Source organism: Dactylosporangium sp. CA-139114 (assembly GCF_050955725.1).
Classification (GTDB): Bacteria; Actinomycetota; Actinomycetes; order Mycobacteriales; family Micromonosporaceae; genus Dactylosporangium.
Genome location: NZ_CP192080.1, coordinates 9,904,304 through 9,920,065 on the forward strand (window position 1 = coordinate 9,904,304; position 15,762 = coordinate 9,920,065).

Genomic DNA, 15,762 nt, shown 5'->3' on the forward strand with positions numbered 1-15,762 from the left:
CACGGATCTCATTCCTCCACGAACACCGCCACCGTGCGTGCCGGGACGGTGAACGATCCGTGCACACCGTCGAATGTGGACTGCCGGGCCACCGGATCGGCCGAGGCGGCCTGGACCGGGTGCAGCGAGACGTGCGCGTCGCGGTAGCTCGGCACGGTCTGGGTCGTGGCCGCGGCGCCGGCGTTGAAGACGACCACGATGGACTTCCAGTGCCCGTCCAGCCCCCGGGCGTCGAGCACCATGGTGATCACGCCCGGGGTGGCCTGGGCGCCCGAGAGCGGGAAGCTCAGCCGCTGCTGGACCTGCGCCGCGGTGCCGAGGGAGAACACCGGCGAGCCGGCCCGGATGCGCTGCAGCTCCTGGAAGCGCGCGGAGGCGAGGCCGACCGCGGCGCAGTCCGGCACCAGCGCCGGGTTCGCCAGCAGCGGCTGCGCGTACGGCCACTTGTCCTGGTTGTCCGCGGCCGGCGGGAGCCCGGCCCCGAAGCCGTTGCCGTCGGCGCAGTCCCAGCGGATCTGGTTGAACCAGTCGCCGGAGTTGAACGAGTTGCGGTCCAGGGACTTGGAGCGCAGCCGGTCCGAGCCGGTCGCGACGAAGCCGGTGCCCTGCCCGAGGATCGTCGTGGCCAGCGCGAGCACCTGCAGCCGGGCGCGCTGCTCGGCGGTCGTGGCGGTGGGCAGCTTGAAGGCCATCGCGTCGTAGAGGATCTCGTTGTCGTGCGCGTCGACGTACGTCACCGCCTCGCTCGGCGAGCGCGTGTACCCGGCGGGCGAGCCGTTGTAGTCGACCTGCGCGCCGGTGACCCGGTGCCCGGTCGAGTCGGTGAACTCGTAGGCCGCCAGGTTCCCGGTCAGGCCCACCTGGATCAGGTCCTGGTAGTGCAGCAGCCGCGCCTTCTGCTCCTCGGCGGTGCCGTTGACCGGGTCGCCGTTGGGGTCCGTGTAGAGGCCGGTGGCGAAGCCCTGCACCCGCGGGTTGCCGTCGAACGGGCCGCCGCCGCGCACCGCGTCGCGGAGCCGGTCGTTGAAGGTCCCCACGCCCGTGCCCGCCATGTTGGCCTGGGTGGCCTGCACGAACCTCGCGTCGCCGGCGACCTCGCCGAAGTTCCAGCCCTCGCCGTACAGCAGGATCTTCTTGCCGTCGACCCCATCCCTGGCCACCGTCAGCTGGTCGAGCGCGGCGCGGACGGCGAGGATGTTCGCCTTCGGGTGGTGCCCCATCAGGTCGAAGCGGAAGCCGTCGACCTTGTACTGCTTGGCCCACTGCACGATCGAGTCGACCACGAGCTTGCCCATCATCGCGTTCTCGGGCGCGGTGTTGGCGCAGCAGGTGGAGTCGGCGACGGTGCCGTCGTCGAGCAGCCGCTGGTAGTACCCCGGCACGATCTGGTCGAGCACCGAGTACTGGTCGGTGCCGGCCGCGGTCGTGTGGTTGTAGACGACGTCCATGACCACGCGCAGGCCCGCGTTGTTCAGCCCGGCGACCATCTGGCGGAACTGCGTGATCCGCGGGGTGCCCTGCGGGTCGGTCGCGTAGGAGCCCTCGGGCGCGTTGTAGTGGAACGGGTCGTAGCCCCAGTTGTAGCCGTCCCGGTCGGCCACCTGCGCGACGCACGCCTGCTGCTGCGCGGAGTCCGGCGGCAGCGCGGCGAGGTCGCAGGGCGGCTGGGCCTGCTCGGCGCGCACCTCGGGGATCGTGGAGATGTCGAAGACCGGCAGCAGGTGCACGTACGAGGTGCCGGCCTGGGCCAGCTCCCGCAGGTGCCGCATGCCGGCCGACTGCGGCTGGGCGAAGGCGAGATAGGTCCCGCGCTGCGCGGCCGGCACCGTGGTGTCGGCGATGGAGAAGTCGCGCACCGACAGCTCGGTGATCTGCGGGCGCGCCGGGGCCGGCGGCTTGCGCAGGTCGTTCCAGCCGGACGGGCGCAGGGCCGCGTCCGTCAGGTCGGTGAGCTGGCTGTGGGTGCCGTTGGCGGACAGCGACACCGAGTACGGGTCGGTGACGCTCGCCGTCGTGACCGCGTGGATCGCCGGCTGGTAGGCCGTGACCCGGAACTTGTAGTAGACGTTCTTCCAGCTCTTGTCGCCGCTCGCCGACCACACGCCGGTGCGCTCGTCGCGGCGCATGGCCACGACCTGCGGCGCCTTGGTGAGGTCGCCGTACAGCTCCAGCGACACGGCCTGCGCGGTCGGCGCCCAGACGCTCACGCCCGGCCGCCCGCCGTCGAACGTCGGGCCGAGCCTGGCGCTGAGCGCGGCGCCGTAGAGGTCGTCCAGCGCCCCGGCCAGCTGCACCCCGGTCGCCTCGGTGACCTGCCCGGACGCGTCGCGCTCGACGGCCACGACCTGCCCGCGCAGGGCGGTCGCGAACGCGTTGCGGTCGCCGTCGAGGTGGAAGGTCTGATACGCCCACAGGTGCGGGAACTTCGCCCGCTGGCTCTCGGTGAGGTTGCCCGGCACGGCGCTCATCGCCAGCCTGGTGCCGTTGCCGACGACCTGCCCGTCGACGACCTTGAGCCCGCCGGCCGGCGCGGACCACAGCTCGTAGCTGTGCCCGTCGGTCGGCCCGGCCCGCCACGCGACCGTGCTCCGGTCGATCCAGACGGCCTTGGCCTTGGTCACGTCGGTGTCGGGCGTGCCCTGGGCCGGGATCGGCAGCAGGTACCGCTCCTGCCCCGAGAGGATCCACACCTCGTGCCCGACGGTGACGAGGTCCAGCGCCTGGTCGGTGGGCAGGTCCTTGGTGTCGCCCTTGTGCACGATGTAGTTGAGCAGCGGCGCGTTGTCCGCCAGCGGCACGGTGAACGTCACGCCGAAGGCGTCGGTGCCGGACGGCGGCAGCGGGCTGCCCCAGTCGGTGCCGGTCGCCGCGCCCGTCCACACGTGCAGCCCCCAGCCGTCGTAGTCGCCGGCCGGGCGGCGGTAGTGCAGCACCGCCGTGTGCTCGGCCGCGGCGCGGGTCGGATGCACGGTCGCCTCCCCGGAGCGCACCCAGGCCTCGCCCTGGACGCTGGGCAGCACGGACTGGTCGGGGCCCGGGTCCTTGGTGTCGCCCTTGTGCACGATGAAGTTCACGGGCTTGCTCGCGTCGGCGACCGGCACGTGCCAGTAGGCGCCGAACGCGTCCACGCCGTCGGGGGTGCGCGGGCTCGCCCAGTCGGTCGCGGTGCCGGCGGTAAGGCCGTCGCCCCACAGGTGCAGACCCCAGCCGGTGTAGTCGCCGTCCGCGCGCTCGTAGTGGATCGAAACGCTGCCGGTGGCCGCCGCCTCGGAGGTGTAAATGGTCGCATCTCCCTGCTTGAGCCAGATCTCCGGATGTTTCGTGAGATCGAGCGATCGATCGGTCTCGACGTCCTTCACGCCGTTGTGGTCGACGACCAGGAAGCCCATGGTGGATGCCCCCGGCTTCAGCTTGACCCATGCGAAGCGTCCGTACGAGTCCTCCCCCGCAAATGGGGCACCGGCCGGCCAGGTCATCGGGTCCTGGACGTCACCCCAGGCATACAGGCCCCAGTTGTCGTAGCCACCGGTCGGCCGCTGGTAGTGCACGACGGCGTAGTCGGGCGCGGCGGCGCTCGGCGGCGTGCCGACCTTGGTGGTGATCTTCGATTCGGCCGTACGGCCCGAGCCGTCGCGAACCACCGCCTTGTACTCGAGCTTCGTGCCCGCCGCGAGCCCGTCAAGGTCGTGGTAGGCCGAGTACGGGCCGGCCTGGTCGGTGCCGAGCAGCTGCCAGGCGCCGTCGCCGACCCGGGCCGCGAACGTGACGCTCGACAGCGGGTCGCCGGTGACGCTCGCCCTGACCTGCGCGACGCCGGCCGGGGCAGGGTCCACGGCGAGCGTGACCTGCGGCCTGGCGGCCGGCTTCGCGAGCCGGCCGCGGGCCTTGAACACGAGCGTGGTCAGCGGCGGAATGCTCACCTGCAGGGCGCCGTTGCCCGCGGTCGCGGCGATCGGGCCGGTGCTCGGGTAGATCTGGTCGAACGTGGTGCTCGCCATGTACGTCGGGATCGTGACCGTCTTCGTGCCCGCCCCGTTGTTGCTCGCCACCACGTACTCGACCCGCTGATCCGGGTCGATGCGGGAGAAGGCGAAGACGTTCTGGTCGGCGTACCGGGTCACCTGCGCGCCCTGGCGCAGCCCCGGGTTGTGCTCCCGCAGGTCGGCGAGGCTCGCGATGGTCCGGTAGATCGGGTGCCCGGTGTCGTAGTGCGACACGGCGTGGGTGGTGTCGGTGCCGAGCAGGTCGTCGTCGAGGTAGTCCGCGGTCTTCGTGGCGAACATGTCCTGCCGCGCGTCCTTGTCCCCGCCGGCGCCGGTGAAGCCCTGCTCGTCGCCGGAGTAGACGACCGGCTGGCCGCGCGTGAGGAACATCAGCTCGTGCCCGAGCTCGTCGCGGCGCAGGTGCGTGGCCGGGTCCGTGCCGCCGGTCGCGACGAAGTACCCGATGCGGCCCATGTCGTGGTTGCCGAGGAAGGTCGGCAGGTACTGCGCGCTCGTGCCGGCCGACGTGTACATGTCGTCCTGGGCGTACATGTCGGCGAGCTCCTGGCCCGAGCCGCCCTTGGCCACGAAGTCGGATGCGGCCTGCTGGAACGGGAAGTCCAGCGTCGCCGGCAGCCGGCCCTTGCGCACGTACTGCGAGTCGAACGCCGGATTCGCGTCGTACACCTCGCCGAACATGAAGAAGTCCGGCTTCCCGGCCCTGTCGGCCGCGGCGTCGACGCCCCGGACGAACTGCGGCCAGAACGGCATGTCGACGTGCTTGGCGGTGTCGATGCGGTAGCCGTCGATGCCGCTGTCCCTGACCCAGTCCGAGTAGATCTTCGTCATCCCCTGGACGACCTCGGGCCGCTCGGTCCACAGGTCGTCGAGGCCGAAGAAGTCGCCGTACTCCGCGTTCTCCCCGCTGAACGTCGAGTCGCCGCGGTTGTGGTACATCGTCGGGTCGTTGAGCCACGCCGGCTTCTTCGCGTTCTGGTCGGCCGCGCTCGGCAACACCGGCGTGTACGGGAACGACTGCGCGTTGACCGGCGGGAACCCGTGCGTGCCGTCGGCGTAGTTGCGATCGTCGAACTTGTTGCCGGCGGCGTCGCGGTACGGGTAGGCGGTCTTGTCGCGGTACGTGGTCTGGTTCTGCGCGTAGCGGATGACGTCGGCCGTGTGGTTGGTGATGACGTCGAGGTAGATCTTGATCCCGCGGTCGTGCGCCTTCTTCGTCAGGACCTTCAGGTCGTCCTTGGTGCCGAAATGCGGGTCGATCGCGGTGAAGTCGGTGATCCAGTAGCCGTGGTACCCGGCCGAGACGTCGGCCCCGCTGCCCTGCACCGGGCGGTTCTTGAACACTGGCGCGAGCCAGATCGCGGTGGTGCCGAGGCCCTGGATGTAGTCGAGCTTGTCGATGACGCCCCTGAGGTCGCCGCCGTGGTAGAAGCCCTTGTCGGTGGGGTCGTAGCCGGTGCTGAGCCGGTCGCCCGTGAGCCCGCCGGTGTTGTTGCGTGGGTCGCCGTCGGCGAAGCGGTCGGCGAGCACGAAGTAGAACTGCTCGGCGCGCTTCGCCGGGGCCTTCCTGGTGTTGTCGAGCAGGCTCGCGATCGACGGCTCGCTCGACCACTCCGGCACGCCCTCGGCGCTGTAGCTCGTCGGGTGCTGCGCGACGTCCGGGGTGCGCGGGTTGTCGCCGGGCAGCGCGGCCAGCACGGCGAGGGTCGTCAGGATCCCTAAGGAGAGTTGCTTGGCGGACGGCATGGCGGGCCTACCTCTCTGGCGAGGTGGGCACCGTATCGATCAGTGGAGATCCTTACAAGCCTTGACAATCAGGCTTTGAGCGTCCCGTTGATCGCCTCGCTGATCTGCTTCAGCTGCTCGATCTGCTGCGAGGTGAGCGGGTCGAAGAGGTGGGTCCGGACCGTCTCGACATGCCCGGGCGCGGCGCTCACCAGCGCGGCGAAGCCCTCGTCGGTGAGGTCGGCGAACTGGCCGCGCCTGTCGTCGTCGCAGTCGCGGCGCTTGACCCAGCCGCGGGACTCGAGCTTGGTGACGGCGTGCGAGAGGCGGCTGCGCGACGAGCGCGTCTGGACCGCCAGCTCGCTCATCCGCAGCGAACGGTCCGGGGACTCGGAGAGCACGACGAGGATCTCGTAGTAGGCGTGCGGCATGCCGGCGTCGTGCTGCAGCTCGCGATCGAGCCGGTCGATCAGCAGCGTGGTCGCGCTGTAAAAGGCGCGCCAGGCGGCCTGCTCATCCTCGTCGAGCCAGCGGGTCATGCTTCATTTTTGCACGGGCAGAAAACGCTTTGCGGCTCACCGCGGGCGGGGGAGGCTGGACCCCGATGCTCACCAGTTGACCGGATTCTGCGAACGAGGGCCGCATGAACACCTACGATGACCTGGTCAACGACTATCTCCGCGCCGTCGAGCAGGCCTTGGACGGCGTTCCCGCGAACCGGCGCGCCGAGCTGCTCGCCGGCCTTTCGCAGCACATCTCGGCCAGGCGCGCCGAGATCCGCCCGGGCCAGGAGACCGAGGTCGAGGTGCGCTCGATCCTCGACCTGCTGGGCGACCCCGAAGAGGTGGCCGAGCAGGCCCGGCTCGACGATCTGGTCGACGAACCGATCCTGATCGAGCCGAAGAAGAAGTCGGCCGCGCTCATCTGGGTGCTGATCACCATCGCCGCGGTGGCCACGCTGTGCGTCCTCGGCGGCATCGCCATCGGCTTCCTGGCGCTGGTCGTCGGCCACCGCTGAGCGGTGATGCTCCCCGGCCGCCTCCAGCGAGGGGCGGCCGGGGAGCACTGCGCCTACCGCACGGTGCCGGCGGATCCGGACCCGCGCCGTACCGGTTCGGCGCAGGCCAGGAGCTTGCCGTGGGGCAGGAACTCGATGGCCGTGGCCGCGCCGATCTCGGCCGTCGGCGTGTACGTGTGGCCGAGCGCGCCCAGCGCCGTGCCCTGGGCCGAGCCGATGAACGCCGGCTCCGCGGTGACGGCCGCGGTGTTGCGCTGCGACGCGCGCGGGGCCGCGACCGCCTCCGGCAGCGTCATGCCGAGGTCGAGGCGGTTGACCAGGATCTGCAGGACGGTCGTGATGATCGTCGAGCCGCCCGGCGAGCCGAGCGCGAGCAACGGCTTGCCGTGCTGCAGGACGATCGTCGGGGCCATGGAGCTGCGCGGCCGCTTGCCGGGGCCGGGCAGGTTCGGGTCCTTCGCCGGGGCCTGCGTGTTGGTGAAGTTGAAGTCGGTCAGCTCGTTGTTGAGCAGGAAGCCGCGGCCCGGCACGACGATCGCGTTGCCGCCGATCTGCTCGATGGTCAGCGTGTACTCCACGACGTTGCCCCACCTGTCGGCGACGGTGAGGTTGGTCGTGGACTGGCCCTTGTCCGGGCTCGCCCCGCCGGTGCTCGTGGCGCAGCGCCGGTCGTAGCGCCCGTCGGGGTCGCCCGGCGGGACCGGCTTCGCGAGCGCCTTCGCCGGATCGATCCGGCACGCGCGCTCGCCCGCGAAGCCGTCGGTCAGCAGCGCGTCGAGCAGCGGCCGGGGCGTGTAGTCGCCGACGTAGCGGTTGCGGTCGGCGAAGGCCAGGGCGCTTGCCTCGAGGTACCGGTGCAGCGCCTGGGTCTTGTCGAGTTTCGACAGGTCGGAGCGCTCGAGGATGTTCAGCGCCTCGCCGACGGTGGAGCCGCCGGACGACGGGGTGGCCATGCCGTAGACGTCGTAGCCGCGGTAGGAGATCTTCGTCGGCGCCGGGTCGCGCACGTCGTAGGCCCGCAGGTCGTTCAGCGTCATGCCGCCGGGGCGGATCGGATACTGCCACGGCTGGCCCGGGTTCGCGGCCAGCGGCGGGTGCTGCACGGTGGAGACGATGTCCCGGCCCACCTCGCCGGAGTAGAAGACGCCGGTGCCGCGCCGCGCGACGAGGTCGTAGGTCGCGGCCAGGTCCGGGTTGCGCAGCGTGGTGCCGACGGCCGGCGGCGCGCCACCGGGCAGGAACAGCTTCGCCGTCGGCTCGAACTGCGCGAACGCGGCGGCGTTGTCCTTGACCTGCTGGTTGAAGGTCGCGTCGACGAGGAAGCCGTCGCGGGCGACCTGGGCCGCGGGGCGCAGCGCGGACGACAGCGGGCGGGTGCCCCAGCGCCGGGCCGCCTCCTGCCAGGTCGCCAGGGATCCCGGCACACCCGCGGAGAGCCCGCTCACGCGCGCCTCCTGGAACGCCATCGGCTGGCCGGTGGCCGGGTCGACGAAGGCGTTCTCGCCCATCGAGCGCGGCGCGGTCTCGCGGCCGTCGAGGGTCGAGACGCGGCCGGTGCGGGCGTCGTGGTAGACGAAGAATCCGCCGCCACCGATGCCCGACGAGAACGGCTCGGTCACGCCCAGCGTGGCCGCGACCGCGAGCGCCGCGTCGACCGCGTTGCCGCCGTCGCGCAGGACCCGGAGGCCGGCCGCGGTGGCGGTGGGGTCGACGGACGCGACCGCGCCGCCGTACCCGGTCGCCGTGGGGCCGTTCGTTCTCTCCACGGACGCGGACGCGGGCGCGGCCGGAGCGAGCAGGATCGGGACGAACAGCAGGGGGATGAGCCTTCGCACGGTTGCCTCCCATAGAGATCGACGGCGATCGCTCATACCTGCCTACCCGCCGCTGCCCTCGGGCACAACCCGGAACGTGCGGCGGTAAGCACTGGGGGCGACCCCGATCGTGTTCTGCAGGTGCTGACGCAGCCCCGCGGCCGTGCCCAGGCCGCAGCGGCGGGCCACCACCTCGACCGGCAGGTCGGTGCTCTCCAGCAGGGCGCGGGCGTGGTCGACGCGCCGCTGCAGCAGCCAGCGCGCCGGGCTCACCCCGGTCTCCTCGCGGAACCGGCGGGTGAACGTGCGCACGCTCATGCTGGCGTGCGCGGCCAGGTCGTGCAGGGACAACGGCGCATCCAGCCGTTCGGCCGCCCACGATCGGGTGGCGGCGAGGGTGGCGTCGGCCGGGCGGGGCAGGGGACGCTCGATGTACTGCGCCTGCCCGCCGTCCCGCCACGGTGGCACGACGCTGCGCCGGGCCGCGCGGTTGGCGACCTCGCTGCCGAAGTCGGTGCGCACGACGTGCAGGCACAGGTCGATCCCGGCCCCGACGCCGGCGCTGGTCAGCACGTCGCCGTCGTCCACGAACAGCACGTCGGCGTCGAGCTTGACCTGCGGGAAGAACTCCCGGAACCGTTCGGCCCACCACCAGTGCGTGGTCGCGGGCCGCTCGTCCAGCAGCCCCGCCGCGGCGAGCACGAACGCCCCGGTGCAGATGGACATGACACGCTTCCCGGCCTTGTGCGCCGCTTGCAGGGCGTCCTTGACTCGCGGATCAACCGTGCCCCGCTCGACCGGATCGCCGCGGTGGACCCCGGCCACGACCACGGTGTCGGCGCTCCCCAGCAGTTCGAGGCCGTGGTCCGGCATGACCTTGAAGCCTGCCGAGGCCTCCACCGGGCGCGCGTCGGGACTGCACACGAGGACTTTGTACTTCCGGTGCCCGCTCTCGTCCCGCGCGGCCCCGAAGATCTGGGTCGGTGTGCCCAGGTCGAAGGGGACCAGGCCGTCCATGACGACGATGGCCACAAGGTGCTGCTCGTGCATGGCTCAATTCTTGCGCATGATGGCTGTCGGGCCACTCGTCCGGCGGTACCGAATCGGCTGCAATGGTCCCGTGAAGAGACTGCACCCGGCCTGGCTCGTCGCCGCCGTCGCGTTCGTCGCCCTCGTCGGCGCCGCGGGCTTCCGCGCGACGCCGGGCGTGCTGATCCACCCGCTGCACGACGAGTTCGGCTGGTCGCTGGGGACCATCTCCCTCGCGGTCTCGATCAACCTGCTGCTCTTCGGCCTGACCGCCCCGTTCGCCGCCGCGCTGATGGAGCGCTTCGGCATCCGGCGCGTGGTCGCGTACGCGCTGCTGCTCGTCTCGGCCGGCAGCGGCCTGACGGTGTTCATGAAGCACAGCTGGGAGCTCATCGCGCTGTGGGGCGTGCTCGTCGGCCTCGGCACCGGCTCGATGGCGCTGGCCTTCGTGGCGACCGTCACCGGCCGCTGGTTCGTCAAGCGCCGCGGCCTGGTCACCGGCGTGCTGACCGCGGGCGGCGCGGCCGGCCAGCTCGTCTTCCTGCCGCTGCTCGCGCTGCTGACCGAGGCGCACGGGTGGCGCTCGGCCGCCCTGACGGTCGCGGGCGCGGCCCTGGCCGTGGTGCCGCTGGTCATGTGGCGCCTGCGGGACCACCCGGCCGACCTGAACGTGGCGCCCTACGGTTCGGCCGACGTCGTGCCGCCGCCCGTCGCGACCGGCGGCGCGGCCCGGCGCGCCCTCGGCGCCCTGCGCACGGCCGCCGGAAAGCCCGCGTTCTGGCTGCTGGCGGGCGGCTTCGCGATCTGCGGCGCGACCACGAACGGGCTCATCGGCACGCACTTCATCCCCGCCGCGCACGATCACGGCATGGCCGAGCCGACGGCGGCCTCGCTGCTGGCGCTCATCGGCCTGTTCGACATCGCGGGGACGATCGCCTCGGGCTGGCTGACCGACCGCATGGACAGCCGGGTGCTCCTGGGCTGGTACTACGCCCTGCGCGGGCTGTCGCTGCTCGTGCTGCCCATGCTGTTCGCGGCCACGGTCCGCCCCAGCATGCTCGTGTTCATCCTGTTCTACGGCCTGGACTGGGTGGCGACGGTACCGCCGACCGTGGCCCTCTGCCGCGAGCACTTCGGCGCGAGCGGCCCGGTGGTCTTCGGCTGGGTCTTCGCGTCGCACCAATTCGGCGCGGCGATCGCGGCCACGGCCACGGGCCTTCTCCGCGACCGCCTGGGCAACTACGACCTCGCGTGGTACATCGCGGGCGGCCTGTCGATCGGCGCCGCGGCGCTGTCGCTGCTGCTGTTCAAGACCCGTCGCGCCGCTCCGGTCGCGGCTCCCGCCATGGCCGCCACCCCCGCCTGATCCTCACGTGGAAGCGGCCGGCCCCTTCCCGGGACCGGCCGCTTCCGTCATTGCCGCCGCTACGCCTGCCACCGGCGACGGCTGCGGCTCGCCAACAGCAGCGCCCCGCCGCCGAACATGGTCGCCAGGCCCAGCTCCAGCATCGCCGCGATCGGCGCCCCGGTCACCGCGAGCCCGCCTCCGGCCGCCCGCACGGTGATCGCCATCTTCAGGCTGTGCGGCTGCCCGTTCGGCCCGACCCCCGCGGCCACGAGCTGATGCGCGCCGGCCGCGAGGTCCGGCGGCACCCGCACCGGCTTGCTGAAGTTGCCCTGCCCGTCGGTGACGACGGTGCCGAGCTCGACGGGCGTCGAGTAGACGACGATGGTCGCGGTCGAATACGCCATGAAGCCCGTCCCGATCACCACGATGTCCTGCCCCGGCGCCGCCGTGCTGATGAGCCCCTTGTCGGTCGTGAGCGTGAGATCGGTGTCGGGCGGCGTGGCCGGAACCACCGGCGCGGTCGGCGTGGCCTGGTTGGACGGCCCCGAGGCCGCCGAGTCGCCGAGCGCGTTGCCGGCCACGACGGTGACCGTGTAGTTCACGCCCGCCGTGCCGCCCATCACGCACGACGTCACCGCCGCCGAGCCGGTCGAGCACGTGGCCGGACCCGGATTCGCGTACGCCGTGTAGCCGGTCACCCCCGTCACGTCCCCCGGCGCGGTCCAGCTGACCGCGAGCGACGAGACGCCCCCGGTGGCCGTGACGGCGGTGGGGGCCGGCGTCGGCGCACCGACCGTGAACGTCCGCGACACCTGCTCCGCCGCGTCCCACGTGGTGTTCCCCGCCTGGTCCGCCAGGATGGTGCACGCCCCGGGCGCGACCAGCGTGGCGGTGCTCCCGGAGACGGTGCACACCGCCGGCGTCGAGCTCGTGAACGCGACGACGAGCCCCGACTCGGCGGTGGCCACGAGCGGCACGGTGTGCTTCGAGACCGACCAGTCGGCCGGGGCCGTGAAGCTGATCGCCTGCGGCTTGCGGTTCACCTGCAGCGAGGGCCGGCACCCGCCCTCGGTCCGCTTGCCCGCGCTCGAAGCACCGCGGCCCGACGCCGCCCGCGTCCGCTCGGCTTGCCCGCCCGACGCGCCACGGCCCGACGCGGCCCCCGCGCGCTCGGCGCAGCCGCTCGTCATCGCGGACCGCACCCCGACCGGGTCGGCCACGGACGTGTCATCGAAGTCGTACGTGCCGCCGACCGAGCTCGTGACCGGCACCGAGACCACGCAGTCGGCCGGGAAGCCGGTGAGCGACGCCCCGGCGAGCGTGAAGAACCCCGCCCCGCTCGCGGCCGTGACCGTGCCCCCGCACGTGTTCGCCGCGGTGCCGCTGCCGATCGTCACGCCATTCGGCAGGTTGAGCCGGAATCCGAGCCCGCTGGAGACCGCCGCGGCCCGCTGATCGGTACGGCTCAGGCTCACGTGCAGCATGCTGCTCTCCATGACCATGATGTGCGACGGCGAGAGGTAGGCCCCGACGCGCGGCTCGGCGGTCGTCACGGTCAGCGTCTGCGCGGACTGGTCGACCGACAGCCCCGCGACGCTCGTGAACTGCGCCGCCGCCACCGTGTAGCTTCCGGACGAGTCCGCCAGGACCGGGAACTTGACCGTGCAGTCCGCCATCCCGTTGCCCATCTGGATGTCGGAGACGGCGAGCACCGGATCGCCGACGTCGGTCGTGATGGTGGAGCCGCTGCAGGTCGAGACGTCGCTGCCCTGAGCCCGCCAGAGCGCTCCCCCGCCCGGCAGCGTGATCGTGAACCCGAGCCCGGTGGCCGCCAGACACCCATCCGGCCGACTGATCGTGACGACGAGCTGCGTCGGCTGATGATCCTCGACGGTGGCATCGGCCCAGGCCGCCCCCACCGTGATGGCGTTGGCCTCGGCACAGGCGAACACCTGCGCCCCGGTCCCCGGCCTCGCCCCGGCCGCGTTCTGGCGCGCGACGCCTCTGGTTCCCGCGTCCGCGCCGCTGCCGCCGGCGACGTCCGCCGCTCGACCAACGACCCCCGCGAGCCCGGCCGCCCCCGCCTGCCCCGAGCTGCTGGCCGTCTTCCCGTCCGCGCTCTTGCCCGACGCCTTCCGGCCGGCGTGGTCGCCCTGGCCGGCCGCATTGCTCTTGCCGCCCTGGACGCCCTTGCCGCTCTGGACGCCCTTGCCGCTCTGGTCGCCCTTGCTGGTGCCGTTGTCCTTGCTGGTGCCGTCGTCCTTACTGGGGCGGTCGTCCTTGTTGGTGCGGGTGTCCTTGTCGGCCCGGTTGCCCTTTCCAGCCTGGCCGCTCTTGTCGGCCCGGTCGGCGTTGGCCGCCTGATCGGCGTTGGCCGCCTGATCGCTCTTGCTGGCCTTGCCGAGACCGACGGCGTGATCGCTCTTGCCGCCCTTGCCGATGCCAGCCGCCCGGTCCGTCTGGTCCGCACGGTCCGTCTGATCCGCGCGGTCCGTCTGGTCGGCCCGGTCGGCGAGCCCGGGCCGCGCGCCGCTCGTCTTCCCAGCCGGCCCGGCCGCCGCCGCGAAGCCCGCCTGCGGCACAGCCAGCGCGCCGCACGTGGCGAGCACCGCCACCGCGGCCCAGCGCGTCGACCGTGCCCCCTTCTGCCGAAACATCATTGCTCCCCCCGTCCGGGGCGCCCGCGCCGAATCGAGCGCGAGCCACCCCGAGGGGCAATTTACGGCAAATGTCCGACTTAGTCGGTGCTGAGCCGATAATCCGGGTCCGGCGAAATCGTCAGCGTGTCCATCTGCGCGCGCTGGAGCCGCCCCGAGTAGTCCCAGTTCATCGACTGCCAGCGAGTGAACTGGTCGAGCACCCACACCCCCGACTGCCGGCTGCCGTTGCCCGAGCGCCCGTTGCCCCCGAACGGCAGGTGCGCCTCCGCCCCCGACGTCGAGTTGTTGACGCTGACCATGCCCGCCCGGGTGCCCCGCCGGAACGTGAACGCCTTGCGCGGGTCGGTGGTGTAGATCGCGGCCGACAACCCGTAGCCGGGCGCGTCCGCGAGCTCGATCGCCTCCTCCAGCGCCGAATACCGCGCCACGCCCACCAGCGGCCCGAACGTCTCCTGCTGGAAGACCTTGTCCTCGGGCCGCACCCCGTGCACGAGCACCGGGTGGTAGAACAGCCCCGCCGCCGGATCACCGACGAACCCGTCCCGCGGATTCTCGGCCGTGATCCGCCCGACCCCGGACGAGCCCGAGACCCGGTGATGGTCCTCGATCCACTCGAGATAGCCCTCGTACCGCTCCGCGAACCGCTCGCTCATCAGCGGCCCGTAGAGCACCGAGGGGTCCGCGGGGTCGCCGACGGTCGCGCCTCGCACCGCGTCCTCGAGCCGCCGCGTGAACTCGTCCAGCACGCTGTCGTGGACGATCAGCGTCCCCAGCGAGGTGCAGCGCTGCCCCGCGGTGCCGAAGCCGGCGAAGAGCGCCCCGTGCACCGCCAGGTCGAGGTCGGCGTCCTCGGTGATGACCATCGGGTTCTTCCCGCCGAGCTCGAGGCAGGCGCTCTGCAGGTGCCGCCCCGCCAGCTCGCCGATGCGCGCCCCGACCTCGGACGAGCCCGTGAACCCGACCTTGTCGATGAGCTGCTCGCGCAGCCCGGCCTCGAGTCCGGCATAGGTCGTGGGGCCGTCCGCATACACCACCTCGAACACGCCCTCGGGCACCCCAGCCCGCCGGATCAGCTCGGCGAACGCCTCGGCACACGCGGCCGCGTATTCGGCCGGTTTCCACACGACGGCGTTGCCGCACAGGAGGGCCGGCACCAGATACCAGCTCGGGACCGCCACCGGGAAGTTGCCCGCCGTCACGATCGCCGCCACACCCACCGGCACCCGGAACGTGAACAGCTGCTTGTCGGGCATCTCGCTCGGCACCGTCTGCCCGTAGAGCCGCCGCCCCTCGCCGAGGAAGAAGTCGCAGGTGTCGACGATCTCCTGCACCTCGCCGCGGGCCTCGGTCAGGGTCTTGCCGACCTCGCGGGTGACCAGCGCGGCAAGGGCCTCGAAGTTGGCCTCGACCAGGCGGCCGAGGTTGGCCACGACCCGGCCGCGCACCGGCGCCGGCACGTCGGCCCAGGCCTTCTGCGCCCGGCGCGCGGAGCGGCACGCGGCGACGAAGGTGTCGGCGTCGGCGAGCGCGACCTCGGCGACGACGTCGTCCAGCCGGGAGGGGTTCAAGGAGGGGACGCGGTGCTCGGTGGCGGTGACGGGTTGGCCGCCGACGGTCGAGACGATGAGGCGCTTCATGGGTCTCATCTTGGACCTGGGGTGTGACAGTTTCGCCAGAGGCCCTCGGGAGTGATTACTCCGGGTTTCGTACCGCTAACGTTCCGAATCCGTCGGGTCGAACGCCAGCTGCCCGCCGAACTGGTCGCGAAGCCGCTCGTCGTAGTAGTCCGCCGCGTCGGCCACCCAGTCGCAGGCATTGCTGAGCTCGATCGGGTCCAGCGTGGACGCCAGCGTCTCGACCGCCGCGAACACGCTCCCGTCGCGCCAGAACAGCCGGATGAAGTTGAGCCGCCCGTTGAGCTCGTTGAGCTCGGCCAGCAGCTCCGGCGAGCACTCCAGCCGCCGCAGCAACGGCGAGAACACGCGCACGAACGGCGGCTCGCTGGCGATCAGGCGCAAGTACACGACCGCGGTCCCGGACCGGATCGCGACCGGCTCGGCGACGAGATCCGCCGGGATGTCCTGTCCCCCGAGATACTCGGTGACGAGCCCGTGCACCCTCGCCCGCAAGGCGCCGTCAATCGACACGCGTTCACGATACAAGTGAC

The 15,762-nt window shown here is 72.1% G+C and carries 9 protein-coding genes; 2 read left to right on the forward strand and 7 right to left on the reverse strand.

The window, feature by feature from the left end:
* Positions 1–8: 8 nt before the first annotated feature.
* Together pulA and ACQP2P_RS44640 are read right to left on the reverse strand one after the other, a co-directional pair.
* Complete coding sequence (gene pulA, locus ACQP2P_RS44635; RefSeq protein ID WP_433611560.1) at positions 9–5,747, reverse strand: pullulanase-type alpha-1,6-glucosidase; 5,739 nt, start codon at positions 5,745–5,747, stop codon at positions 9–11.
* A 68-nt stretch (positions 5,748–5,815) separates the two neighbouring features.
* The gene (locus tag ACQP2P_RS44640; RefSeq protein ID WP_433611562.1) at positions 5,816–6,265 is read right to left on the reverse strand and encodes a MarR family winged helix-turn-helix transcriptional regulator; all 450 of its coding nucleotides are present in this window, start codon (positions 6,263–6,265) and stop codon (positions 5,816–5,818) included.
* A 104-nt stretch (positions 6,266–6,369) separates the two neighbouring features.
* Between ACQP2P_RS44640 and ACQP2P_RS44645 the strand changes: the two genes are divergently transcribed.
* Positions 6,370–6,744, forward strand: coding sequence for an HAAS signaling domain-containing protein (locus tag ACQP2P_RS44645; RefSeq protein WP_433611564.1), 375 nt, complete (start codon positions 6,370–6,372; stop codon positions 6,742–6,744).
* A 53-nt stretch (positions 6,745–6,797) separates the two neighbouring features.
* Here ACQP2P_RS44645 and ggt read toward each other — a convergent pair whose 3' ends face one another.
* Together ggt and ACQP2P_RS44655 are read right to left on the reverse strand one after the other, a co-directional pair.
* Positions 6,798–8,615, reverse strand: a complete 1,818-nt coding sequence (ggt, locus tag ACQP2P_RS44650; RefSeq protein ID WP_433611566.1) for a gamma-glutamyltransferase — start codon at positions 8,613–8,615, stop codon at positions 6,798–6,800.
* Between the two features lie 6 nt (positions 8,616–8,621).
* Positions 8,622–9,608, reverse strand: coding sequence for a GlxA family transcriptional regulator (locus tag ACQP2P_RS44655; RefSeq protein ID WP_433611568.1), 987 nt, complete (start codon positions 9,606–9,608; stop codon positions 8,622–8,624).
* A gap of 19 nt (positions 9,609–9,627) precedes the next feature.
* On the opposite strand from ACQP2P_RS44655, the gene ACQP2P_RS44660 reads away from it, so the two are divergent.
* On the forward strand, positions 9,628–10,953 hold the full coding sequence (locus tag ACQP2P_RS44660) for an MFS transporter (RefSeq protein WP_433619537.1): 1,326 nt from the start codon (positions 9,628–9,630) through the stop codon (positions 10,951–10,953).
* Positions 10,954–11,012: 59 nt separating this feature from the next.
* Here the strand turns inward: ACQP2P_RS44660 and ACQP2P_RS44665 are convergent, their stop codons facing one another.
* From ACQP2P_RS44665 to ACQP2P_RS44675, 3 genes are all read right to left on the reverse strand, one after another.
* The gene (locus ACQP2P_RS44665; RefSeq protein WP_433611570.1) at positions 11,013–13,595 is read right to left on the reverse strand and encodes a hypothetical protein; all 2,583 of its coding nucleotides are present in this window, start codon (positions 13,593–13,595) and stop codon (positions 11,013–11,015) included.
* A gap of 77 nt (positions 13,596–13,672) precedes the next feature.
* Complete coding sequence (locus tag ACQP2P_RS44670; protein ID WP_433611572.1) at positions 13,673–15,232, reverse strand: aldehyde dehydrogenase family protein; 1,560 nt, start codon at positions 15,230–15,232, stop codon at positions 13,673–13,675.
* Between the two features lie 75 nt (positions 15,233–15,307).
* Positions 15,308–15,742 carry a T3SS (YopN, CesT) and YbjN peptide-binding chaperone 1 gene (locus tag ACQP2P_RS44675; protein WP_433611574.1) on the reverse strand — a complete coding sequence of 145 codons (435 nt, stop codon included), beginning with the start codon at positions 15,740–15,742 and terminating at the stop codon, positions 15,308–15,310.
* Positions 15,743–15,762: the final 20 nt, after the last annotated feature.

What these genes read in the sequence shown, in the direction of transcription:
- pulA (WP_433611560.1), bottom strand. Translation starts at nt 5,747, where the DNA reads ATGCCGTCCGCCAAGCAACTCTCCTTAGGGATCCTGACGACCCTCGCC.
- ACQP2P_RS44640 (WP_433611562.1), bottom strand. Translation starts at nt 6,265, where the DNA reads ATGACCCGCTGGCTCGACGAGGATGAGCAGGCCGCCTGGCGCGCCTTT.
- ACQP2P_RS44645 (WP_433611564.1), top strand. Translation starts at nt 6,370, where the DNA reads ATGAACACCTACGATGACCTGGTCAACGACTATCTCCGCGCCGTCGAG.
- ggt (WP_433611566.1), bottom strand. Translation starts at nt 8,615, where the DNA reads ATGAGCGATCGCCGTCGATCTCTATGGGAGGCAACCGTGCGAAGGCTC.
- ACQP2P_RS44655 (WP_433611568.1), bottom strand. Translation starts at nt 9,608, where the DNA reads ATGCACGAGCAGCACCTTGTGGCCATCGTCGTCATGGACGGCCTGGTC.
- ACQP2P_RS44660 (WP_433619537.1), top strand. Translation starts at nt 9,628, where the DNA reads ATGGCTGTCGGGCCACTCGTCCGGCGGTACCGAATCGGCTGCAATGGT.
- ACQP2P_RS44665 (WP_433611570.1), bottom strand. Translation starts at nt 13,595, where the DNA reads ATGATGTTTCGGCAGAAGGGGGCACGGTCGACGCGCTGGGCCGCGGTG.
- ACQP2P_RS44670 (WP_433611572.1), bottom strand. Translation starts at nt 15,232, where the DNA reads ATGAAGCGCCTCATCGTCTCGACCGTCGGCGGCCAACCCGTCACCGCC.